Here is a 25,193-nt window from a genome sequence, read left to right as displayed (position 1 = left end):
GCGACAAGTTATGGGGTCAGAAGGGCATTCAACTGATATTTTATAAATTTCATCGATAAATTCGCTACTTAGGCTATTTTTCGCGTAATATTTTCGTTAAGTCGACACACTTAACTTCTGAGCTTAATTCAGACTCATGAACGAGAAATAATATGCTAAAAAAATGCTCCCCATTACTTTTTTCACTCCTGATCAGCTTTGTTTGCTCGTTTACACTTTTAGCCAATAGTGCCGAACAGATGTGGCCTGGCAGTGAATATGACAACTCAATACCAACTTTTGCCGACGTTTTAGGTTATGACGTTGGCGAAAAAATCACTCATTACGGTGATATGCTGCGCTACTTTGAAGCGCTCGAACGTGCAGCGCCCAAGCAAATTAAATTATTTGAATACGGCCGTACATGGGAAGGCCGTAAGCTTATTTATGTCGCCATTGGTAAAAGTGATGTTATTGATAATCTGGATGATTTTGCCAATAAAATGCAAAAACTTTCTGATCCACGTATCACCGATAAAGAGGCGGCGAAACAGTTAATTGCTCAACTGCCTGCTTCAGTATGGTTAGGCTATGGCGTTCATGGCAATGAAATTAGTAGCACGGATGCGGCGATGATGACCGCTTATCATTTATTAGCCGCGCCCAATGAAGCGACTAATCGTAAAATTTTAAAAAACACCATCGTTTTTATTGATCCTTTACAAAATCCAGATGGGCGCAGCCGATTTACCAGTCGCTATTATGCCACCGTGGGCATGCAACACAGTGCCGACAGATTAAGCGCTGAGCATAACGAACCTTGGCCAAGTGGCCGTTCAAACCATTATCTATTTGACATGAACAGAGATTGGTTAGCGATAACACAACCTGAAACCGCAGGCCGTATTCGTGTGATGAATCATTATCGGCCATTAGTGGTGATTGATTTACATGAAATGGGCGGTGATAGCAGTTATTACTTTTCACCCGCAGCACAGCCTTTTAACCCGCACATGACGCAAACTCAAATTGATAACATGACCGCTATTGGTAAAAACCATGGCAAACATTTCGACCGTCTTGGTTTTGATTATTTTACCCGTGAAGTCTTTGACGCTTTTTACCCGGGTTATGGTGATAGTTGGCCAACATTTTATGGTGCGTCTGCGTCAACCTATGAGGTTTCTTCTGCAAGAGGTGAGATCTTTAAAAAGAAAACCGGTGAAACGTTAACCTATAAAGATACCGTTCAACGACATTTTGTTGCTTCAATTTCTACGGCGGAAGGTGTTGCTGACCGTCACGATAAATTACTTAATGACTATTACCATTATCAAACCAGTGCGATTGGAGCAGGTAAAGAAAATAAAAAAGAACGGGTCTATATTTTACCTAACCGCAGAAATGTCGCAGGAGGTCATCGCCTTGCAACACTGATGGCGCAGCACGGCGTTGAAGTAAAACAAGCCGACAAGGCCTTTAAACAATGTGGTAAAAGCTATCAAGCCGGTGCTTATTTTATTGATACAGCTCAGCCTAAAGGTCGTTTTGTTACCACCACCTTTACCAAGCAAGTTGATATGGCACCTGCCTTTGTTAAAGAGCAAGAGCGTCGACGCGCCAGAAAATTAGCCGATGAAATCTATGATGTTACGGGTTGGTCATTGCCGTTAATGTTCGATGTTGATGTTGACGCCTGTTCAAAAGCCGTGAAAGTAGCAAGCCATAGGGTTAAAAGTGATGACCCACTTATCGGCAAGGTGATTAATCCTGACGCTAGCGTTGCCTATTTGGTATCTTGGGGCGATATGGCCGCTGGTCGATTTTTAACCGCAGCACTGCAGCAAAACATTATTGTTAAAAGCGCGGATAAAGCTTTTACCTTAGCTGAAAAAACATACAATGCCGGTACCTTGATCATCGAAAAGCGAACTAATGACGATGACTTAGCGACAAAAGTGATGAAAATAGCCAAAGCTTCAGGCGCGCAAGTGCAAGGGGTTAATTCAAGTTGGGTTACTCAAGGCCCCAGTTTTGGTAGTAGCAATACCGTTACCATGACAGCACCCAATATTGCTATGGCATGGGACGAACCTGTGAGTTCGCTAAGTGCAGGTAATACTCGCTTCGTTATTGAACGTCAGTTTAATTACCCCGTAACGGCAATACGTACCAACACGCTTAAAAGTGCCAATCTATCAAATTACCAAGTGCTTATTTTACCCTCGGGTGACTATAAAGAGTTGCTGGGCATCAGTGGCGCTGAAAATATCAAGCAATGGGTAAAGCGTGGTGGCGTATTGATCACACTGGGTAGTGCAACGCAATTTGCTGCAGAGCATGATATTGCCTTGTTAGATGTCAAAAGAGAACGCGCGTTTAAAGACAATAAAGATGATAAATCAAATGCAGCTAAAGAGGTTAAAGAAGTTGAAGGCGAGTCTATGGTTGACGGGCAGTTATTTACCACTAAAAAGGCGCTAGTGTCAGCCAGTGAAAATCCAAAAGAAAAACCTGACTTTGTTGCCGGCGTTTTGGCTAATATTGAAGTTGATCAAGAACATTGGCTAACGGCTGGGGTACATAACAAGCTTACCGCTATTGCCTATGGCAGCGATATATATGCGCCGATAAAACTAGCGTCAGGTAAAAACCTTGCTTGGTTTACTGATGCAGAAAATGTGTTAGCAAGTGGTTATTTATGGGCAGAAAATAAAAAGCAATTGGCTTATAAACCCTACCTTATTCATCAACCTATGGAACAAGGCATGGTGATCGCTTTTACCCAAGAGCCAACCACTAGAGCCTATTTAGATGGGCTAAATATTATGTTAATGAATACTATTTTCAGAGCTGCAGCCCACGCTAAGCCATTGAGATAACAGCTAAGCTGATTGGTTTTATAGCTAGTACAGTTATAGAGCCCATTTATTTAACACTTAGCGAGGTTAAGTAGGGCTTACTAAAATATCAATAGCCCTGTATTAAAGTAAATTTTATTAAAGCGACGAAAGTCGCTTTTTTTCATCCTGATTTTTTTCGTTATATTACCTGCTATACACTTGAGTCAGTGACTCAGTTTCAAGTTATAAATATTTGTTTAAAACTTGAAACTGCCGGCCTTTATTCTGCAGCATAATTGTTAATCAGTAATTAATTACTGATTAACTTTAAACGATTACGCTATGTAAACAACGCCTAGTGTAGAAGCTAAATAAAGATCGAAACAAAAATTCCATGCAAGTCTATTCATACCGGTGAGCAAAATGGGCTTTGGTGAATAAAGATAGAACCTGACTTATTGGTACGCGAAGGGGAAGTTAGCAACTCGTTAACCCTAACGTCCGCTTCAAGTTCAAATTCATCGATAGCTTTTTGTTTCTGAACGCTAACAAATGCTACACTGCTGACCTTAGCATTTTAGAATTTATACTGAAAAGTTTTGTATGTTTTGATCTACAGCGGACATGGCTTAACAACCATATTGCATTAGCCGTTTCCTGATAGCGGACGTTCCCCATAGATGAGAATATGAGTTATTTGATGAGAACTTTTTGCTAATTACCTGTTAGCCTGACTGGCAACTTCGCCACCATTGCGGTCATAGGATATTAGTTAAGCCTTACGACAACTGATAGCCATTACCTGACATTAGTTTTTGAGTTAATAACAGCAGATCAGAGATTCTAAAACTTCCTTTTTCATTCAAAATTCACATCCATTCACAACTAAAATTATGACTAAAACTTTTGCATGGCGTTAGATCTCAAATCCCCAAAGCAGACATTGGAATTATTTAAGTTTTGAATAAATATAGAGTATTAAGTCTAAGGCACTAACGCCCCATAGCACCATACAAAGGTAGGTTTATATTAGCAAAAGATTACTCTCTAATTAAAAACATAAGGTTTATGACTGTTTTGAGGAGGTAAAATAAACGGTATTTGTTCATTCAACTTCATGAATTCATTTAAGGTAAGTGACAAGGATTTTGATGATACATAGCTAATACAAGAAATTCCTCTCCTATTTTAAGCGACTTATATCGCACTATTTAGATTAGTAATATCGGTTAAGTTAATAGCATCATATCGATTTTCGGGTTTCGGTTTGCCAAAATAATATCCTTGAAATACATCACAACCAAGCTGGGTTAAGAACTGAACTTGATTTAAGTTTTCAACACCCTCAGCGATAACAATCATCCCTAGAGTATGTGCTAAATCAATGATTGCTTTGATAATTAAATCGGTACCTTTATCAGTATTAATCGCTCTAACAAAAGAGAGATCTATCTTGATGGTATCAATAGGCAATTTTTGTAAATAACTCAGTGAAGAATAACCCGTACCGAAGTCATCAATCGAAATTTTAACGCCTAACTCATGAATGTCGTTTAATAATGTAGTGGCATATTCTTTGTTTTCCATCAATGCTGTTTCTGTCACCTCAAGCTCGAGTAAACTTGGTGCAAGCCCTGAACTTGTTAGGTTTTTTTTGAGAGTATTAATAAAGTCTTTACTTGTTAATTGTTTTACCGAAACGTTTACCGCCATTGATTTTTGTAAGTGAGGTGCATTATTTTTATTCCAAAGTACAGCTTGCTCAATAGCCTGTTTCAATACCCAATTGCCGATAGTGATAATTTGCCCGGTATCTTCTGCGATAGGAATAAACTTATCTGGACCTATGACTCCTATTTTCGCACTGTTCCAGCGTAATAACGCTTCCATTCCTATAATGACATTGGATTTAACATCGACCTTAGGTTGGTAATGCAATTCAAATTCATTATTTTCAATAGCATGGTGTAAACCTTGTACTATCGATAAACGCATCAACATTTTCTTCTGCATTTCAGCATTATAAAACTGAAAACCATTACGAGCTTCTTTGGCTTTATACATGGCGATATCTGCTGATTTATTTAATTCAGCACAGCTTTCACCGCAGCTAGGGTAAGTGGCAATACCTATGCTGGCTGTCGTTCGTATTTCATCATCAAGATATTTAGTAATAACATTAATTTTCTTTAATATTTCTTGGGCGACGACTCCGGCATCTTCAGAACAAGTAATCGTTGACAAAATAATGGCAAATTCATCCCCGCCCATACGTGCAACAATATCACTATTACGCAAGCAATCCTTTATATTATTAGCAACAGATTTTAATAATATGTCACCCGCATCATGACCTAAGGTATCGTTGATTTCTTTAAAATTATCAAGATCTAAAAATAAAATGGCAAAGATACTTTTATTTCGAACCGCCGAATTAAGTACCGATAATTCGTAACTTTGAAAGTGAGCTCGGTTAGGTAATTTAGTTAAGGTATCAGTTGTCGCTAATCGATACATTTCATCGTGGGCGGCATTCAAATCTAGAAATATTTTTACTTTACTGATTAATATATGTGATGAAATGGGTTTTATTAGGTAGTCTACCGCCCCAGTATCGTATCCCTGTTTTACAAAAATTTCATCCTTATTAACCGCCGTAAGGAATATAACGGGTATGTGTTTATAGTTATCATTTGAATGTATGCAGGTCACGGCTTCAAAGCCGCTCATATTAGGTAAGTTTACATCCATTAAAATTAAGAAAAAACTGTGGTTTACCACCGCTTTTAACGCGTCTTCACCAGACTCGACCGTAATAATATTGATTTCTAATTCTTGTAATATACGTTTAGTTGAATGCAAATTTTTAGGGTTGTCATCTACAACAAGCAAATTTGGTCGTGGCGCTTGTGCCTTGCCATCAATGTTATGGACCATTGCAACATTCCTTAAGGTATTGACCAATTTTATCAATCGATAACACGTGATCGGCTCCTGCAATTGTTATTGCTCGCTCAGGCATGGTAGAAAACCCTGCGGTAGCGGGGTTTTCTACTATGGCTAGTCCGCGTAATTCTCTAACTTTCTTTAAACCATTACTCCCATCATAATTGGCACCGGTAAGAATAACGGCAATTAATTTATTTTTAAAAACATCGGCAGCACTTTCAAACAACACATCAATAGAGGGACGGGAATATTCCACTTTAGGATCACGTGATAGTGAAAAGCTTTTATCTGCCTCTATTTGCAGGTGGTATCCTGATGGGGCAACATAAATGGTTTGTGGTTTAATCACTTCATTAAACTCAACGTCTTTTACTTGCGTTGTAGTCATGTTATTTAACAGGTTTGATAACATATTTTCGTGCTCGTCTTGTCGATGTTGTACAATAATGACAGGGGTTTTTAACGATTGATCAAAGTGAGGTAAAATACGATTTAATGCGTGTAAACCTCCAGCAGAAACACCAATAACAATAGCTTCGTAGTTGTTCATGTTATCTCACTTGATAAATTCTTGCTTTACTAGAAACCGCAGTAAGTTTAGAATTTATTTCCGAATAATCAATACTTTCTTTATCACCTAATAGTAAAACCCCTCTCGGCATTAAACTGTCATAAAACAAGGTAAATACGCGGTTTTGTAAGGTTTTATTAAAATATATCAGTACATTGCGGCATATTATTAGATTCATTTCACCAAATGCTTGATCAACCCCCATATTATGATGACTAAAAGTAATGCGTTCAGTTAATTCACGACTAAATTTGGCTACATCGTATTTAACATCGTAATATTCTGATAACGAATATTTACCCCCCGCATCTAGGTAATTTTTACTATAACGTTGCATCTTTTCAAGTGGATAAATGCCTTTTTTAGCAATATCCAAAGAATGATTGTTAAAGTCTGTGGCGTAAATACGAGAATATTTAAGTAGACCTTCTTCTTTAAGTAATATTGCCATGGAGTAAACTTCTTCACCAGTAGCACAGCCGGCATGCCAGATATTAATTTGTGGGTGAATACGCAACTGCGGAATGATTTTTTCTTTAAATATCTTAAAAACCCATGGGTCACGAAACATATCAGTTACTGTGACCGACATACCTTTTAGGAATTTATCCAAAAAGTTATCTTGATATAATACTTTAGGTATCAACTCAGAAATATGCTCGCAATTACAGGCGCTAGCGAGGTTTTGAATTCTTCGTTTAATACTCGCACGCGAGTAATCCTTAAAATTGTAACCGTAACATTTATCAATTAAGTCAAGTATGGTATCTAACTCAAATTCTTCTATATCATGCGGGTTCATTTTTTAAATAACCAGACTTTTAACATGGAACATAACTTGTCAAAATCAATCGGTTTAGTGAGGTAGTCAGTTGCCCCTGCTTGAATGCATTTGGCGCGATCTTGCGGCATGGCTTTAGCTGTTAAGGCTATAATAGGCACATCTTTATAAAGGGGGTCTTGTCTTATTTTTTTCATTGCCTCATAGCCGTCCATCACTGGCATCATAATATCCATTAATATTAGTTCAATATCATTATGCTGGACTAATTTATTCAGTGCGGTTTGGCCATTGTCAGCTTCATAAATGGTTAAGCCTAATCGTTGCAAGTTTTTTGATAAAGCAAAAGTATTGCGTATATCATCATCAACCAGTAATACTTTTCGCCCGGTTAGTAGCTTGCTTTCATCATGAATATTGTAGATGGATTTTTTCTGGGTAGAGGATAAATCTTTACTCATACTATGCATAAACATTAAGGCTTCATCTAATAGTTTATCTGGTGAAGCCGCATCTTTTAAAATTAAACTAACCGAGTGTTTGTTAAGTTGACTGCGCTGCTCATCATCGAGTTCTGCGCCAGTAAAGACAATAACAGGGGTCTTTTTAATACTAAGGTTATCAGCTAATATGTCTAAAAAATCAAAACCACTGATATCGGGTAAGCCTAAATCAAGAATAATACAGTCAACCTCATTATCATGAAGGTATGTAAGGGCGCCATTACCGCTATTAATGCTAGATGTTTTAATGCCCTTGTTTTCAATGAGTTGGCTAATGGCGTGCCTACTATTCTCGTCATCTTCGATGATGAGAATTTTTCGTATTTCCCCGGAATTGATATATTCAATATCTTGTAGTAATTTTTCTATATCGTCTGCGTCTACCGGCTTTTGTGCAAAACTACGAGCGCCCATTTTCAGTAGCTCGGTATCTTCTTCTGTACCGGTAATGATATGAACTGGGGTATGTTTGGTCGATAAATGGAACTTCAATTGTTCCAATACCTCTTTACCGGATAAGTCAGGTAAACCCAGATCAAGAAATATGCCTTTAGGTTTATATTCAAACGCTTTATACAAGCCATTTCTACCATCAGTGGCTACGAGGCCTTTATAACCATAACCGCGCACCATTTTTAATAAGGTTTTAGCAAATGCTTCATCATCTTCAATAATCAAAATAACATTATCACCTTCACTGATGTTATGACTATCATCCCCCATGAGGCTTTCAACGTTATTAATGGGGGTGGTCTCTATAAGACTTTGTTGTATTTCAATTATTGGTTCATTTACCAAAGAGGGTGTGGTGTAGTTGTTTATCGTGTGCTCTGTCGTATTCGACAGTGCAGCATTAGCAATAGGTAAATATAAGGTGAAAGTAGAGCCTTGCCCTGGAATACTACTGAGTTGTATTTCACCACCAAGCAGGTGTGCTAATTCTTTAGAAATGGTTAAACCTAAACCAGTGCCGCCATATTTTCTGCTGGTTGAACCATCAGCTTGTTGGAAGGCTTCAAATATTTCGCGTTGTTTATTAGCAGCAATACCGATGCCTGTATCAGTTACTGAAAGTGCCACTGCACTCGTTGGCTGTAAGTTAGCATGTAAAAAACGAACATTATTGGGAACATTCTTAATGGTAAATTCAATAGTACCTGAAGGGGTAAACTTAAAAGCATTTGATAAAAAGTTTTTTAATATTTGCTCTAAGCGTTGCTGATCCGAAATAATCGTTGCCGGCGCGTCATCGTCTCGTGTCACAGTGAAGGCTAATGCTTTATCTTTTGCACTTGGGGAAAATAAATTCTGTAGGTTTTTACAGATGTGATCTAATGTAACTTCCTCATTTTGAAGTGTTAACTTGCCGGCCTCAACCTTAGATAAATCCATAATGTCATTTATTAAATGCAGTAAATCTGTACCGCCTTCATAAATAATCTTGATATCTTCAAGTTGCTCCTCATCCAGGTTGCCTTTGGGATTATCACTCAATGCTTTAGACAGTAATAAAAAACTATTTAGCGGGGTGCGTAATTCATGAGACATATTGGCGAGAAATTCAGACTTATATTTGCTGCTAACTTCAATGGCAGCGGCTTTCTCGGCGATATCCTCCGCTTGTTTTTGTAAATCTTTTTTCTGTTGATCTAACGCTGAATTTTTCTCTTCAAGCTGCTCATTAGTCGCCCTTAATTCTTCCGATTGTGATGCTAACTCTTCAGTTTGGCTTTGTGCATCTGCTAGTAAGTTATCAATTCTGTCTTTACCTTTACGCGCCTGTAAACCCGCCGCGATAGCTTGAGCTATCACTTCACAATATTTCAGGTGTGATGAAGTAAACTCGGTAACAGCCGCTATTTCAATGACGCCTACGACCTTGTTAGCAATAAGTAATGGGATCAATAACGCATTACTGGGTAAGGTGTCACCCAGAGATGAATTTATACGGGTGTAATGCTCCGGTAGATGAGTGATCGATAATATTTTTTTCTCAAAAGCAGCTTGCCCTAATAAACCCTCCCCTATTGTAATGCGATTATTGTCGCCTTTACGGTGAGTAAAAGCGTAGCTGGCTGTAAGGAAAAATTCATCTTGCTCATTTTCAGTATCATCAGCAAGCTCATAGAAAGTGCCTACTTGGCCATTAATGTATTGTGTGGTGTGGCTGATGATGGCTTCGGCGAGTTCTTTGGCATTTTTGACGTCACGAATAACTTTATTAATCTCTATTTGCCCTTGAGCTAACCATTCATTATCACTGTTTTTTAAGGTGATAGAGGCTAGCCTTTTGCTCATAACATTTAAAGACTGGGAAAGCACATCATGAGTACTACGTTCCACGATTTTTTGATCATAATTGCCGTTGGCAATGTTATTGGTGGTTTCGTTAACTTCTTGTAGAGAGACGTTAATAGCATTGATGTTGTCAATTAATTCACCAATTTCATCATCACGCTTTTTTTCAAGGCTAGAAGTTAAATCCCCTTTGGCGATACTTTTTAAATAAATGATGGCATCAGATAATGAACTGTTAATGGTATTGGTTAAAAAGAGTGCGATAAAAACGATAATAATAAGGCTAATGAGGGTTAAGGTAATGAGGAAGTTGCGAGCATCTTCAATGCGCTGGTCGTTAGCGGCTTTGTCGGCATCTAAGTCCGATTCCGCCTTTTCAACAATGGCAGCCATTTGCTTTTGTGCTAAATCATTTAATTGACGCCCTTTACCAGTAGATAAATTGTACGCTTTGGCATTGGTATTAAGGAGGGTTAATTCTTGAACTTTGTTATATAACAGCTCATAATCGTTATAGGATTGAATAAAACGATTACCTAGTAATCGTCCTTCTTCTGTTAATAAAGGTTTTAATACTTCAAATAAATTACTGACTTCTTCTTTTCGTAATTTACCGGTAGCGATATATTCTTGCATTTCTTTTTGTGTTTTAGCCAAAATAAAGTTTTTTTCTGCCCGTTGCATTTCGGTTAAGGCTAAGGCTAATTGAGTACCTAGTTTTATTTTAACAACAACTTTTCTTAATATTTCAATCTCTTTGGCGGCAACGGCTTGTAACTCATTTGAATCGGCAATTTTTTGTGCTGCTAATGCGGCGCGATCGAATGCTTCCCGTGCTTCGCCTTGTGATAGTTCTCTGGCATGTGTATTAGCGTTAACCCTTCCTAAGTTGTTTATTTTATTGCTTATTCTTAAGTACCCCCCCCAGGTTTTAGAAAACTTATCGAGTAATACATTACTTTCATCATCAACTAAGCTACGTAACAACTGACGACGTTGTTCCATATCTTCGGTGGTAAAGCGAATAAAATCGATATACTCATCAATCTCATCGGTATCTATTGATAATATAATATTTTTTTCAGCGCGTGATACTGCAATTACTCCTTGATTTATACGCGCCGCAAGTTTAATTTTTTGAGCGTTAAAACCGTTATTAACTTCATGTAATGAATTAACACCGTAATAAGCTGAAAAAACTAATAGCATGGAAAATAAAACAAAACTGACAAGGAGTTTAAATCGAATAGTTATACGCATCATGAACCTCAAATATTATTTGTTCGTCATTGAATACAGGTTAGTTGGCACGTTACCGGCAGAAAACCGTATTTTTCGCTTAAAGATAACTATGCCTAATAAGAAAAAAGGCACCTGTGATTAAATTATTGTTCAAGAAAGTGAATTCAGCCTGAAACTTTGTGATCCATAAACTACTATTATATTAAGAATTTATTCTATTTTAAATCAGACATCTATTTATTCTATTTTAAATCAGACATCTAAATGTATCTTTAGCACTAGAAGTGCGATATGTCAAGTAAGTCTTACCAAGTAAGATGCCGTCGTATATACGGCTTATTATTGAGAGAGCTATTCTCTAGCCTATGATGTTTGCGCACCTATTATTCTTTTTGCTATGGCAGTCTTTATGACTTTCGAGATAGACAGGTTTTAATAGGTTGGTCTTAACGTTTATGCTGAATTATTATGCTGCAATTAATTGTTGTTGCTCATGTTTACTTTCATGCCTGAGCATTGCCCAAGCTGTTCTAAGGGTTTTATTGGCCAGCGTAAGACATGTTCGCTTAATACCGATTCGCTTTACCAATTGAATTAGCCAGGCTTGCTTAACTTTTTTCGGTTCATCTGGCAAATGTGTAACTATTGACATAGCCACTTGATATAAAACGGTTCTTAATTCTTTAACCCCACCTTTTTTATCAATACCCATCATGAATACTTTACCGCCAGAGCTATATTGTTTTGGTGTTAATCCAACGAAGGCTGAGGCCTCTCTGCCATTTTTAAACTGTTTTCCATTACCTATAGAAGAATAAAGCATACCAACACAAACTTCTGCGACACCTTCTAATGCCATCAGTTGCTTGCATGGCTTTATTTGACGAACTATCGAGTTTTTAGCTTTTTCAAGTTTAGATATTGTGCCCACAATTGATAATGTAGATATCAGGCAAGTAGGAAGCGCATTGTTTTCTTCAAACGTATCTTCAATAACCTTTCTTAGTCTAGCAGCCCCTTTAGCACTAACAATGCCATATTCGTATAACATTGCCCGAATGTGGTTACTTAATGATGTGATATTCCTAGAAAGAAAAATACGAATAGCTTCAAGAGATTGAAGTGATTGTTGCTCTTCATTTTTAGGCTTACTGTATTTTAATCCTATTTGCATAGCAGCGTTTGCAATAGCAAGCGCATCATTTGCATCTGTTTTATGACCTTCGAGAAACCCTTTTACTTTTTTAGGGCTGATGATACGCACATCATGACCGAATGATTCGGCTAACAGCCCCCAATAATGGCTACTAACATAACCTTCAATACCAACAATCGAAGGTGATGATTTGGCTAATCTCTCTTTTAATTTTTGACGACTGACCATTTTATTACTGACTAATTCACCATGTTTGCTGATAACACAGATTTGAAGTACGTTTTTTGCTAAATCAATACCGATAACATTAAATTTTAACATTGTATGTTCTCCTGAATAGTTAGCTAAAACATAGCTTAAGGGAGTAAAGTCCATAAATCGCTATGTGCCCCGAATCGCCATAGAATCATAGAATTTAATACCGAAAATCAAATTAATCTAATGTCCGCTTTGGTATTTTATAATCAAATTAGAATTGTAGACTTTATAGATTTCTGATGAAATTTAGAACAATTCTATTATCTAACACAGGGCTGATTTTCATCGATTAAAATGTCGCTAGATAAGCCAAGGCTAAGGTCTTCTTTCGTATCTTAGTTACCATTAATTGAGGTGATTATTACTTGTGATTTTAGACCGCTATGAGCTTGCAGGAGACAGACATAGTACTCTCACCTATAACCATATTTTTCTTTTTATTGTCAGAAAATGTCTCAAAAAACCGATTTTGGGAACGTCTGCTATACCAAGAATGATTAAGTTAGCTGTCGATCTGTCTAGGTCAACTAACGGGTGTACAGCTGACCTAGAGCAACGCTCACAATATAAAATCTAACTTATTCCTTGCGCAAAAAGTGATTGTTAATAATTCAAAAATGTATGACATTGATGGTGCCTAAGCGGACTATTTATTGCGATAAATCTTAGTCAGCTAACCTAAGAAACGACCGATAGCTAGCTTTCGCTTAACGCAAAGAATGGTGAGCTTCCAACTTTAGTTGATTTTTCCTATTGGGTGTTTCCATTTTTATTTAGATGCTTCCAACTTTACTCAGCTTCTACACCTAGCTTCATATATTGCTTTGTGCCTTTGTTTTCAACGGTGAAAAAGTACTGCGGTGTAATTGCCAACAGAGCAGATAAATCAAACTATAAAGCACCATTCCTCCAGTAAGTACGCCATTCCAGCTTCCATACTGCCAGCAGGCAATTAAGTAAAAACCACCTAGGCTACCGCCAACATAATAGTGTACAAGGTATAACGCAGTGGCAGTAGCTTTCGCTGTACTCGCTTTTTGACTTACCCATGCATAAGCAAGTGAGTGGGTGAAAAAAGCGCCAGAACTAATAAGCAATAAACCCATAAGCATTGCGGGTAATGAGTCATAAGCTGCAACCCACATGCCTATCGCACTGATTGTTGTTCCTAATACTATGCCACTAATCGGGCTGTAAATTTGGCTCCAACGGCCACTTAACTTTGCGGTAATTGTACCGGTGAGATAACACAAGAAAATCATCGAGGTTAAGCTAATTGACAGTGAATAGGGTGGTGCGACAAGACGAAATCCCATTACCGTGTAAAGGTTAACAAACAATGAGAAATTTAGTCCACCAATCATCATAGCCAACCACAATTTACGCTCTTTCAAGTGACCAATAACATGACGACTATGAACGCGAAACTGCCCCTTTGTTGGGATGAAATTTTGCTGCTCGGGTAACAGTCGGTTAACGAGTAACGCACCGAATAAACTGAAAATAGCCATACCTATTACCGCGAGTTCCCATCCCCAATATTCAGTGATAAAACCACCATATAAACGCCCAAAAATTCCCCCTAATGAATTAGCACTAATATAGCCACCGATCGCAAGTATTAAGGCTGTTGGGGTGAATTCTTCAGCCATATATGCGACTGCAACGGCTATAAAACCAGCAAGAGAGATGCCCATCACCGCGCGTGTTAGCGTTAACGTGAGCAATGAATCGGCTAGCAACATGGCTATACCCGTAAATGGTAATAAAAAAAGACTCAGTATCATGACCTTACGATGGCCAATCATTTCTGAACCGATAGCCCATGGCACAAGAGTAAGCGCTAACGTTAACGTACATGCCGCGAGTAACCAGTTAATTTCAATGGCACTGGCGCTAAAGGTTTCAGCCATCAAGGGCAACATAGGTTGGAACATGTACAAGTTGCAAAATACGAGGAAAGACCCTAAGGCTAACGCGAAGCTTGCGCGGCGGTAAGCGGGTGTTTTTATTTCAATCATGGTGATGAGACTCAGACAGTGACATTTAATAACGATCACTATTAAAAAAATAATTAAACAGTAGCAATATTGTAAAGATAATAAGTGTGTATTGATAACGATAACTTTTATAACCAAGCTTATCGTTATCAAAATTAACAACAGCCAAAGTTAATTGCAAATTATCGAGCCCTCTTCAGGATTAGCACATTAGTCAAGTCGGGTGCTTGATAATTACCGCTAGAGAACGCCTGGTTAGATTTATGATGCACTAAAGGTGATTTTTTCCTAGTATTCGCTGCAGCTTTCTTTGCGGTGAAAGCCAACTGAGTCGCAAAAATTTAGAACACCGAAGTGATGGGTGAGAAGATGAAATGCTGACTTTAAGTCCAGTGTTTGTTATTGATGTTTGCGCTCACGACAACTACGGCTGCATATTTATGGTCATTATATAGGCACTGAATAGTGACCAAAAATGTGCAGCAGTACATAATATTTCGATGGAGTTGAGCGAATAATATACTTGTGCTGATGTTATCGTCGGTATGAATTTTTAGGATGTATTACTTACCTTAACAATGCCATGAGCTCAGTAAAAATAAATAACGGCTATTATGTTAAGTTTTCTCTAACTGCTTATCGGCTAATACTTGCTGCAACTGATTATTGGCTTCTTCCGTGAAAAGTAATGAGGTTGACACTTCTTTAATATATTCATCATCAATGGCGCTATGCGCGAGTCTTAGCTCAAGTTGGCTAATGATTTTTGCTTCATAAACATAACAGGCTAGGGGCATTTTATGGTGCAATGTTGGTAATAATGCTGCGCGTTTAACTTTTGCTTGTAAGGCTAATGCGTCTAATATTGAATCAGGAAAATTCCAATGTTTAGCAATAAAATAAGTCAATTTCTTTGATTCTTTAGCCATCAAATTTTTAAATAAGGTAGAGTTTGGCTGACAATCTGGATGAACAATAGCAAACGCATCAGTGAGTAACTGATAAATGACAAGGTCGCCTAAATTACAAATTAAACCGATAAAGTAAGCTTGAGCTGCACTAGCTTTTATGGACGATTTAGCAACCAGTGCTTTTGCTGTTATGCCGGTAGATAAGCTATGTTGCCATATTTTCTGACCATATTGTCTAAAGTAAATAGTTGAATTTGGTACTAGCTTATTAACAAAGCCGTTAATAACGCCTTCTGATAAACCGTTGGCACCTAACAGCAAAAAAGCAGATTTAAGATCCGTGATCTCTTTATTGTTACGATTATAATAAACCGAATTAGCTAGCTCAATAACCTTTGCGGCAATGGCAGGCTCTTGCTGAATTAATTGGATTAAAGCTTCAGTATCAAAGTCTTGGTTATTTATCTGCTGAATAATTTTTGTTAAAGATAAGGGTAATATAGGTAATACATCTAAAATCAATTTTGGATTTTTCAATAAACCTTGTATTTTTGATGATATAAGTTGCGATAGTTCATGGTCATTTGGTGACTCTACCTGGTTAGATTCGCCTAATAGGTAGTCATAAAAATTTTGTTGATATTCATCTTCAAATGAGTAAAACATCAGTCCATCGTGGTTTGTATTATTGTTTATATTACGATTTTTATTAGCCTGCTGATTTTCAACTTCTTTTTCTGAATCAACATCTTGTCTGCTTTCTTCGAAAAAATATACATTGGGGGTACTACTTTCAGTTTTTTGAAATAATTGACTTAATAGTTTGTTGAACATAGCTATAAAAAACACTTAAAGGGTTAAAAGGATGTCAGTATTGAAAAAGGCCACTAAGTTAACATCCAAGTTTTTACCGAGCTTTTTTCTTATTATTGTAATTTTATTTTGTTTGATAATAACTTAATTTTGTAGACAAAATTAGTTTTATTTACGCTTTAATAAACAAATGTTTGAGCCAGATAAATATAAAATTTAACCTGAGTTGATGCGGTAATTAATGAGTGAATTAATGACTGAATTAAGCGCTTAAAAATCAGCCACTATAGCGATTAAAATATCAACTCGAAGCTGGCGTTAATTACATCATCACCCATGAAAAAAGTGTGCTTGGTCCAGCTATTTTTGCGCTAGTGCTTAAGGCTAATTTTGCTAAAGCCACTGAGCTGAAACTATTGTTTAGTGGCAGTATATGCGAGTGATTATTAGTGCTGTTAGTTAGTGCTGCTAACATTAACGTCATTAGTGTTATTTTTAGTACTGTAGTTAACCCCTGAAAATATTAACTTTAGCTCGAGGTTAGCCGCAAATTATCATTTAAATTACTCTGAGCAAGTTATGACAACATTATTGCTACTATCTTGGACATTATCAGGGTATTTTTCTTGTCGCTTGTTTTTACCCGTGTAAAATACCGCTATTATTTCTTTCTTGTTTATTGTGTAAAACTTACCTATGTTCGAATTAAAATATCAAACCCCTAAAGCTTGGGCCGATGCAGTGCTGAATGACTTCGACACTTTCTTAACTGATCATGCCGCAGCAGAAAAAAAAGCCTCAGGTATGGCGATGTCGATGATCTCTCATTATCCAGATCGAAAATCAGTAGTGAAAGCGATGGCGGACTTAGCTATTGAAGAACTTATTCACTTTAAACAGGTACTAAAATTAATTTATGCCCGTGGCGGACAATTAGGCGCGGATGAAAAAGACCCTTACATTAACCAAATTAGAAAGGTTTTTCGTAACGGTAGTGATGTGTTTTTTATGGACAGATTAATCGTGGGCGGCGTAATTGAAGCCCGTGGTCATGAACGATTTTTTTTGATTTCACAAGCGCTACCAGAAGGCAAAGACAAAGAATTTTATCAAACTATCGCTAAATCAGAAGAAAAGCATAAAAATTTATTTATTGAATTAGCTTACGAATATTTTCCTAAAGCAGACGTTGATCAACGTTTAGCCGAAGTTTTAGACATTGAAGCAGACATTTGTGCGGCGCTACCTTTTCGTGCGGCCTTGCATTAATGTGCAATGCGGCATTTAGGTCATAGCCTTGAAACTGATTTTTTCTTCAAGTACTACAAAAGCACGTAAGCTTTTAAGGTAATAAGCACCATGACTAACAACAGCGCTGCGCAACAACAGCATAAAACATGCGCTAAATATTTAGCCCATTATGCTGAGCCAGAAGCACTATTGCTGGCGTCGTTTCCAGAACAGGGCAGCTATCAGCACGTGCTTGTTATTCCAGCGTTTGAAGAGTCTGCGCAATTTATTGACCGATTTATTGACTCGACACTGGTTGAGCAACAGTGTTTGTTAATCGTCGTAATTAATCAGCCCGACAGCGATTTTGGTCGTCAGCATCAACAAGCGCAAAGTGACTTAGCCCAGAGTATTACTGAACGGGGTGAACTGATTTGGCAGCAAGGTAATTTAAGTTTAATTGACCTTTGCCATTCGAGTCGCTATAAAAAGGTAAATGCGTCAATCTTAATGGTTAATCGTTACAGCCAACCGATTCCTGAGGATCAAGGCGTAGGTTTAGCAAGAAAAATTGGCGCAGACTTAGCGATAACATTATTTACTCAAGGTCATATTAATGCTTCGTGGGTACATTCAACAGACGCTGACGCCTATTTACCTGATAATTATTTTACCGCCCATGCTGTTAATAATGTAGCGCTTAAGCATGCCGTTGCTACTTGTTGTAATTTTTATCATTACAGTGAACACCAAGCCATTCATCAAGCCAATTTACGCTACGAAAACGCTTTACGCTATTACGTTGCTGGTTTGCACTATGCGCAATCACCTTATGCTTATTTTACTATTGGCAGTATTTTATCTTTTGATATGCTGGCCTACTGTCAGGCGCGAGGTTTTCCTAAACGCAATGCCGGTGAAGACTTTTACCTGTTAAACAAGCTGGCTAAATTGGGTGAGGTGGTTTACTTAGCCGACGTAACGATAAAATTAGAAGCTAGGCCTTCACAGCGCGTGCCTTTTGGTACTGGGCCAGCAGTGCAAAACATCATGCAACTTGTCGAACAAGGGCTAGATTATCAATACTATAATCCAGCCGTTTTTGTGCAATTAAAAGCCTGTTTACAAGCATTTGAATGCCTATGGCAATATCGACAACAACCTGAACTATGGCTAGTTTTTTTACCTAAAAATAGCCAGCAGGCTTTAATCAGTATAGGTTTACTGAATTTTGTGGCTAAGCAAAAAGTGAACAAGCAAGCACAATTTAACAAACAACTGACGGTATGGTTTGATAGTTTTAAAACTTTGAAGTTTATTCACGCGCTACGCGACTTAGGTTTAGAGAATATAGCCCTAGAACAAGCGATAGCTGATGCACCATTTAGTATGAGTTAGTTCCCTCAGCTTTTTTTACTATCAATGGGGTCAAAATATAAATGGTCTATCAATGGGGTAAGTATCAATAAGATCAGAGTTGTTGATATGTTCAATCTAAAGAAATAAACCAGTGTAAGCTAGGCTTTATTCTCTTGGGTTAAATGAAATCAGTGTTGCCGCGAAAGAATTAAGCGTATCAAAAAATATCAAGCCAAACATTAACGGCTTTATAGCGCTGCATGAAGCCAGCTTAAACTGACTTTTTATCGTGTTAATCAAACTGATAGTTATTTGAGCGTTATTTGAAAGTTATTGGCTAGTGATTATTGCCTTATTTTTAATAAAGCTAGCTATGAAAGGTAATTATTGACGCTATTTACAACATAAAATAGGCAATCAGAACGGACAATATGGCTTTGATTTGACGCCATGAACATTTTCAAGTTGGTTGCACAGAGCAATTTATTATCAACCATTTTAAAGTACTGTTCGATCACGTTTACGCCTTGGTCGTTTAACATTTCAAGGTTTTCTAAACCCTTATCATCAAGCCAGCCTAATAGCAGCCCCTCACAGCATCCACCATAGTTAAATTGTTCAATATTTTGTCGCAAGGTTACGCCACTATAGCCTTCGTCACGTTTGCTAAAGGATAGTTTGCGCTCTGCTTTAATGACTAAACGCAAAGGTTTGTAAAGAATTTGCACGGCCTTATCTTGTGGTAAAGTAGCATGGCCATCGCAAAGGGTAAATTTTTTGATACCATTATAAGCAACATCATGCGCTTGGTCATCAAAACTACCACCACACTCAATCGTAACTACAGGGCAGGAGAAATTCAGCTCCATCATAGCGCCAATGCTTATATCAGATAAAATCAAGGTATCGCAAAAATAAGACGTAATCGACAACACATTGGGATTTATCAGCGTACTGACGGCAAAGGCAGGGCCATTACCTGAAGTATTATGTAAATCAATAATGGCTGTAGGGTTAACTTCGCGGATAGCATTTTCTATTAATTTCGCTCGTTGAATATAGCCGTCAATATTGTTATTTTTTCCATCAATACCGCCTCGAATGGCTTTTTCGTTAAAACAGCGATTTAAATCAACCCCCTCAGGCAGGTATCTGTGATGAAATAAATGCTGATAAGTAGCCGCTTCAACAGATGAAATAATAATGCGAATATTCGTTTTAGGTCTAGGTAATCTATTTCCTGTGGTGAGCCATCTATGTACGGCAATAAGCCCTGACGCTTCATTACCCTGTAATAATGTTGAAATAACTCGCCATTCATTATTGTTTTCGCCATGGATATCTATAACGGTAGGTCCAATTAACGATAACAAAAACTGCTGATGATCGGCATGTAATGTAAGACTAGATGGGTTAACTAAATAGCTTATTTCGCTAAAATCGACATCCATAACTTATCTCCGAAATGCGATCTATAATCGCGCATGTTTGTTGAGTCAGTTGCTGTTAATGATAAAGGTAAACTCGACCATTATTAGGCCACTATTCTCGACCTATATTCGAGAGTGAAAGCACAACTGAGCTAAAAAATAGCGATATATCAAGAGAAAGTTCATGCTTATTTACTGTCTCGATTTACACATTTGGCTAGCATGCCACAAGGCCATATTGTCGTTTGTTGACTAAGGTCAAATAAGCGGCGTTTTTTTGCGCTATTTTTTGGCCAATGACAGATTTTTTGATTTCAATACTATTTTTCAGGGTTTTATTACTGCACTTACTCCTTCACTTACTCCTGTATCTAGTGTCCACATAATCTAATGATGCTTTATTTTACTTGGTATTCGTTGAATAATTAATTATGCTAATGTTTCAATAAGAAGGAACGACAAGTATGCAAACTGTGGTTGCCAATGTTTTGGCTCAAATTGAATCTGTCGTTATTGGCAAACCCCATCAAGTGAAATTAGCCTTGGCGTGTTTGTTCGCTAAAGGCCATATTTTAATTGAAGACTTACCCGGTATGGGCAAAACTACCTTAGCTAACACCTTAGCCTTAACTTTAGGCTTGTCATATCAACGTATTCAATTTACTTCAGATTTGATGCCCGCCGATGTTATTGGTATTGCTATTTTTGATGAAGCGACAAAGTTATTTCAATTACATCCGGGCGCAATATTTAATCAAGTGGTGTTAGCTGATGAAGTGAACCGCGCCAGTCCTAAAACCCAAAGCGCTTTGCTAGAGGCTATGGAGGAAGGGCGAGTGAGTGTCGACGGTGTAACCCATCTATTACCTGAGCCATTTTTTGTTATAGCGACACAAAACCCCATGTCACATGCGGGCACTTATCCATTGCCAGAGTCGCAATTAGACCGTTTTATGATGCGAATTTCTTTAGGGTTTCCTAGCATAGATGCCGAACGTAAAATTTTACAATCAATAACATCACACCGCGATGTTATGGCTATTAAACCTTTTCTTGGTGTTGAGCAATTACGAGAAATACAACAGCATATTGCGACTATTTGTGTTGCGCCTGCTATTGTAGATTATGTGATTGCACTATGCAGAGTGAGCCGACAAAGTGAATCCCAAGCTAAGGCGTTATCGCCGCGTGCAGGAAAATCATTGCTGGCAGCCGCAAAGTCATGGGCTTTTATTCAAAATCGTGATTATGTTATCCCTGAAGATATTCAAGCGGTATTCTCCCCAGTATGTGAACATAGATTAGCGCCACAACATCATCATATGTTTGAGCAAGCGGATGAAATTTCTCAGCAAATATTGTCGCAGGTTGACCCGACTAACCCGTTGCTTTAAGGCTGTATTTTAAATCACAGCGTTTAGTAATATTTTAAAATTAATAGGTTAAGTTATTAATTTTAGTTACTAAGTTCAGTGATTGCCATCGAGTGAAAAGGGGCGTTAGTTGTTAAGCAAAGGAAAAAAAACCGTGTTCTCTTCGATAAGCACAGGCTCGATAATCGCTAGCTTGAAAAGCGTACTGCATAAGTACTTTAATGCTTGGCTAACTCGTCGAATTCCACAAGCCAGCCGACAACAAATTAATCATCGTAATATTTTTATTATGCCCACACGTTTTGGTGCCGGTTTGTTAATGTTTATGCTGTTGCTGTTTTTACTGGGCACCAATTATCAGAATAATGTCATTATATTAATCAGCTATTTACTAGTTAGTTTTTTCATTGTGGTTTTGCACCATAGTTTTTTTAATCTTTCTGGCTTACAGTTTAAAGCGACAAATTCATTGCAAGGTTTTGTGGATTCAACGCTGTATTTTCCACTGGTGATCACCAGTAAAAAAGTGCGCTTTACTATTAGTTTTTCTTTTGATCAAGCAAGGGTAAAGACCGAACAAGTAATTGATCACAGCGTGGACGAAAATAAATCAAGCAAGCGTAAACCAAGCAAGAGTAAACCAAGCAACAGTGCGCTTAGCAAAACAACATTGGCACAACTCGAAATAGGTGAAAACAACATTCGGATACCTTATCGAGTTTGTCAACGAGGCCAATACCCACTGGGTCGAGTGTTAATTATCAGCGAATTTGGCTTTGGGTTATTTAAAGCTTGGACCCGATTAGATTTTGCTCAGCAAGTTACCGCTTATCCAAAGCCTATTGCCAATGTTTGGACCGTTAAGCAACAAAATCTGGCGATTGAAGTGGCGGAAAATAACCTTGAAAGTTATCAAGACAGTTTTCAACCGGGCCAAGATGAATTTCACCAATTGCAACATTATCAACTGGGTGAACCCTTGAGTCGTGTGGCATGGAAGCATGTGGCACAAGGACAAGGTTGGTTAACAAAACAATATCAACAAGCCCTATCAGGCAAGTTGCAGTTAGACTTTGAGCGCCTGCCAAACGGCACACTTGAACAGCGTTTAAGTTGGTTAAGTTATGCAATTAAAGACTGTAGCACTAAGCAAATTGCCTTTTCATTGAAACTCCCCGACCAAGTGGTTGAGTATGACCATAGTGCACAACATACCTTAAAATGCTTAACCGCATTGGCACGTTATTGAGTGCATGATGAAAAACATAATTAAACCCAGTTTTAAACAAAAATTTAAGCCCAGAAAAAGTAAAAATCCTAGTGAAAATAATGATCTAAAACTTACTAGTCAAATGTATTTTTGTTTATTAATTTTTCAGCTACTTAACCTTGCAACCTTAGTTATACAGTTGCACTTGTTATATTTGTTGTTTGCCACTTTTGCCTTGGCGTTGCAGTTTATTGTGCATTTGAATATTGCTCGCAAAGGCGCTCTGGTATCAAGGCTGAGCCAATCGATAAAAAGCTATGTAAGACCTAAAATATTACCGCCTTGGTTGATGCTACTATTGGCTATTTCAGGTAGTGTGGCTATCGCTGTTGCGGGGCAAACATTAGGGCTTTTGCTGAGCATGATGCATTTATTATGCTTCGCTTATAGTTTAAAGATGTTTGAAATACCGAGGCGAAAAGATTTATATCAACTGGTGGTATTAGGCATTTTTGTTGCCACCTCTTCATTAATTTTTATTCAATCTATTTATTTTTCATTGGCTGTCATTGTTTTAGTTTTTGGCAATTTAATGATCCTACTTAACTTATTTGCACCAACAATGGCGGTATTGGCACAAGCTAAATTAGTCGCTAAACTCGGCTTATATTCAGTGCCTTTAGCGGTGGCGTTATTTGTCGGGTTTCCCAAGCTAAGTCCGTTTTGGCAAGTGCCAAGTGTTGAATCAGCAAAAGTTGGGCTGTCAGATAGTGTGAAAATTGGTGATATTGCGCAATTAGCTTTGTCGGATGAATTGGCGTTTCGTGTCAGTTTCCAAAATAGTAACCCTGAACATGCTCAGCTGTATTGGCGGGCGATGGTATTAGATGATTTTGACGGGGTAACTTGGCGACAAAGCCGTCGAGACCTAAGTCAAAATAGTCAAAATAGTCAAAGTGGTCAAAATGCTCAAAGTAGTTATGGTTCAGCTACCTTCGAGCAGGCGAACAGTTCAGCCGATATTGAATTACGTGGCACAGGATTAAGCTATCAGGTAATTGCTGAGCCTAGCTTTCAATCTTGGTTATTTGCGCTCGACTTTGCCACTAGTGAGCAAGGCAATATTGGTCAGCGTGATGACTTTGCTTTGTTTTATCGCGGTATTATTAGTCAAACATTAAGTTATCAAGTCACCAGTTATCCAGCAGCCAAAATGTCAGCGACATTGCCTGATGCTACCCGTGCTTTAAATTTGCTATTAAGCACTGACAACAACCCTAAATTGCTCGCTAAAGGCCAACAATTGCGTCAGCAGTATCCTGATGACCGGCAGTTAATTAATCAGGTGTTAACTGAACTTAATGAAGAAAACTATTATTACACCTTGCAGCCGCCTCGGCTGAATAATAATAGTTTAGACCAGTTTTATTTCGACACTCGGGCGGGATTTTGCGAGCATTATGCCAGTAGCTTTACTTATTTAATGCGTGCTGCCGGCATTCCTGCTCGCATGGTGGTTGGTTACTTAGGCGGCGAGTTCAATCTCAGTGGAAATTATTTAAGTGTTTATCAGCGCAATGCCCATGCTTGGTCTGAGGTCTGGTTACCCAACGACGGTTGGCAGCGCATTGACCCAACAGCAGCGGTTGATCCAGAACGTGTTGAAAGGGGATTTTCGACTAGCTTAATGCAGGAGTATGATGATTTATCTTCCGGACTTTTTTCGCTGCAAGCGTTACGTTCAATGTGGTGGTATAAGCAAGTTAAAATGCAAATTGACGCCATTGACTACCAATGGACACGTTGGGTTATTGGTTATACTGGCCAAAAGCAATCGCGTGTTATGGCGCAGCTGTTAGCGAGTTTAAAGCAGGGTAAAAATGTTTTATATTTTTTGCTGATATTAGCTGGCGCCGTCTTGCTGTTTTATGGCTATAAAGTTGTTAAGGGCAAGGCTAAAGGGAAAGCTGAGGATAAAATTAAAGCCCTGTATTTAAAAACCCTAAAATTAATGGCGCAGCATCAATTGGTAAAAGCAAGGTCGATGACCGCGCAACAGTTTGCTGATGTTATTGCGACAGCTCGACCTGAGTTGTCAGCGAACTTTTGTGCTATATCAAACGGCTTTGCACAACTAAGCTATCAAAATTTTGCTGATGATATTAGCCAACAAGAGCATGCTAAGCAGTTAATAAAACTACAACTTAGCTATCGGCGACTGCGTTGGCAATTATGGCTAGCCAAGCTGGGCATTGACTAGTATTCATTGGCTAATGTTAACGGCTAA

14 protein-coding genes are annotated in these 25,193 nt (G+C 38.1%); 6 read left to right on the top strand and 8 right to left on the bottom strand.

Features of this window, described 5'->3' with window-relative positions:
• Positions 1-152: 152 nt before the first annotated feature.
• Positions 153-2,861 (top strand): M14 metallopeptidase family protein, encoded by a 2,709-nt coding sequence (locus H4J41_RS00930; RefSeq protein ID WP_182135473.1) that lies wholly within the window; start codon positions 153-155, stop codon positions 2,859-2,861.
• Between the two features lie 1,158 nt (positions 2,862-4,019).
• On the opposite strand, the gene H4J41_RS00925 is transcribed toward H4J41_RS00930, so the two are convergent.
• From H4J41_RS00925 to H4J41_RS00895, 7 genes are all read right to left on the bottom strand, one after another.
• On the bottom strand, positions 4,020-5,759 hold the full coding sequence (locus H4J41_RS00925; RefSeq protein WP_182135475.1) for an EAL domain-containing protein: 1,740 nt from the start codon (positions 5,757-5,759) through the stop codon (positions 4,020-4,022).
• Positions 5,749-6,321, bottom strand: a complete 573-nt coding sequence (locus H4J41_RS00920; RefSeq protein ID WP_182135477.1) for a chemotaxis protein CheB — start codon at positions 6,319-6,321, stop codon at positions 5,749-5,751. Before H4J41_RS00920 ends, H4J41_RS00925 begins: the two co-directional genes overlap by 11 nt.
• A 1-nt stretch (position 6,322) precedes the next feature.
• Positions 6,323-7,144 (bottom strand): protein-glutamate O-methyltransferase CheR, encoded by an 822-nt coding sequence (locus tag H4J41_RS00915; RefSeq protein ID WP_182135479.1) that lies wholly within the window; start codon positions 7,142-7,144, stop codon positions 6,323-6,325.
• On the bottom strand, positions 7,141-11,184 hold the full coding sequence (locus tag H4J41_RS00910; RefSeq protein WP_182135481.1) for a response regulator: 4,044 nt from the start codon (positions 11,182-11,184) through the stop codon (positions 7,141-7,143). Before H4J41_RS00910 ends, H4J41_RS00915 begins: the two co-directional genes overlap by 4 nt.
• A gap of 448 nt (positions 11,185-11,632) precedes the next feature.
• Positions 11,633-12,643 (bottom strand): IS110 family transposase, encoded by a 1,011-nt coding sequence (locus tag H4J41_RS00905; RefSeq protein WP_182135483.1) that lies wholly within the window; start codon positions 12,641-12,643, stop codon positions 11,633-11,635.
• Between the two features lie 749 nt (positions 12,644-13,392).
• Entirely contained in the window at positions 13,393-14,601 is a 1,209-nt protein-coding gene (locus H4J41_RS00900) for an MFS transporter (RefSeq protein WP_182135485.1), read from the bottom strand.
• A gap of 596 nt (positions 14,602-15,197) precedes the next feature.
• Positions 15,198-16,325, bottom strand: coding sequence for an HDOD domain-containing protein (locus H4J41_RS00895; RefSeq protein WP_182135487.1), 1,128 nt, complete (start codon positions 16,323-16,325; stop codon positions 15,198-15,200).
• A gap of 675 nt (positions 16,326-17,000) precedes the next feature.
• On the opposite strand from H4J41_RS00895, the gene H4J41_RS00890 reads away from it, so the two are divergent.
• Entirely contained in the window at positions 17,001-17,573 is a 573-nt protein-coding gene (locus H4J41_RS00890) for a tRNA-(ms[2]io[6]A)-hydroxylase (RefSeq protein ID WP_182135489.1), read from the top strand.
• A gap of 90 nt (positions 17,574-17,663) precedes the next feature.
• On the top strand, positions 17,664-18,932 hold the full coding sequence (locus tag H4J41_RS00885) for a hypothetical protein (RefSeq protein WP_182135491.1): 1,269 nt from the start codon (positions 17,664-17,666) through the stop codon (positions 18,930-18,932).
• Positions 18,933-19,264: 332 nt separating this feature from the next.
• Here the strand turns inward: H4J41_RS00885 and H4J41_RS00880 are convergent, their stop codons facing one another.
• Positions 19,265-20,344, bottom strand: coding sequence for a succinylglutamate desuccinylase/aspartoacylase family protein (locus H4J41_RS00880; RefSeq protein ID WP_182135493.1), 1,080 nt, complete (start codon positions 20,342-20,344; stop codon positions 19,265-19,267).
• 443 nt (positions 20,345-20,787) lie between these two features.
• On the opposite strand from H4J41_RS00880, the gene H4J41_RS00875 reads away from it, so the two are divergent.
• From H4J41_RS00875 to H4J41_RS00865, 3 genes are all read left to right on the top strand, one after another.
• On the top strand, positions 20,788-21,717 hold the full coding sequence (locus H4J41_RS00875) for a MoxR family ATPase (RefSeq protein WP_182135495.1): 930 nt from the start codon (positions 20,788-20,790) through the stop codon (positions 21,715-21,717).
• A 133-nt stretch (positions 21,718-21,850) separates the two neighbouring features.
• Positions 21,851-22,945 (top strand): DUF58 domain-containing protein, encoded by a 1,095-nt coding sequence (locus H4J41_RS00870; protein WP_182135497.1) that lies wholly within the window; start codon positions 21,851-21,853, stop codon positions 22,943-22,945.
• A 4-nt stretch (positions 22,946-22,949) separates the two neighbouring features.
• Entirely contained in the window at positions 22,950-25,166 is a 2,217-nt protein-coding gene (locus tag H4J41_RS00865) for a DUF3488 and transglutaminase-like domain-containing protein (RefSeq protein WP_182150442.1), read from the top strand.
• The last annotated feature ends 27 nt before the right edge of the window (positions 25,167-25,193 follow it).

The sequence above is a fragment of the Colwellia sp. MB3u-45 genome (genome assembly GCF_014077005.1).
GTDB lineage: Bacteria > Pseudomonadota > Gammaproteobacteria > Enterobacterales > Alteromonadaceae > Cognaticolwellia.
Note: the sequence above shows the minus strand (reverse complement) of the source record. Positions and strands in the feature narration are given on the sequence as shown.

Excerpts from the sequence above, each read along its gene's own strand:
- H4J41_RS00930 (WP_182135473.1), top strand. The coding sequence starts at position 153 with ATGCTAAAAAAATGCTCCCCATTACTTTTTTCACTCCTGATCAGCTTT.
- H4J41_RS00925 (WP_182135475.1), bottom strand. The coding sequence starts at position 5,759 with ATGGTCCATAACATTGATGGCAAGGCACAAGCGCCACGACCAAATTTG.
- H4J41_RS00920 (WP_182135477.1), bottom strand. The coding sequence starts at position 6,321 with ATGAACAACTACGAAGCTATTGTTATTGGTGTTTCTGCTGGAGGTTTA.
- H4J41_RS00915 (WP_182135479.1), bottom strand. The coding sequence starts at position 7,144 with ATGAACCCGCATGATATAGAAGAATTTGAGTTAGATACCATACTTGAC.
- H4J41_RS00910 (WP_182135481.1), bottom strand. The coding sequence starts at position 11,184 with ATGCGTATAACTATTCGATTTAAACTCCTTGTCAGTTTTGTTTTATTT.
- H4J41_RS00905 (WP_182135483.1), bottom strand. The coding sequence starts at position 12,643 with ATGTTAAAATTTAATGTTATCGGTATTGATTTAGCAAAAAACGTACTT.
- H4J41_RS00900 (WP_182135485.1), bottom strand. The coding sequence starts at position 14,601 with ATGATTGAAATAAAAACACCCGCTTACCGCCGCGCAAGCTTCGCGTTA.
- H4J41_RS00895 (WP_182135487.1), bottom strand. The coding sequence starts at position 16,325 with ATGTTCAACAAACTATTAAGTCAATTATTTCAAAAAACTGAAAGTAGT.
- H4J41_RS00890 (WP_182135489.1), top strand. The coding sequence starts at position 17,001 with ATGTTCGAATTAAAATATCAAACCCCTAAAGCTTGGGCCGATGCAGTG.
- H4J41_RS00885 (WP_182135491.1), top strand. The coding sequence starts at position 17,664 with ATGACTAACAACAGCGCTGCGCAACAACAGCATAAAACATGCGCTAAA.
- H4J41_RS00880 (WP_182135493.1), bottom strand. The coding sequence starts at position 20,344 with ATGGATGTCGATTTTAGCGAAATAAGCTATTTAGTTAACCCATCTAGT.
- H4J41_RS00875 (WP_182135495.1), top strand. The coding sequence starts at position 20,788 with ATGCAAACTGTGGTTGCCAATGTTTTGGCTCAAATTGAATCTGTCGTT.
- H4J41_RS00865 (WP_182150442.1), top strand. The coding sequence starts at position 22,950 with ATGATGAAAAACATAATTAAACCCAGTTTTAAACAAAAATTTAAGCCC.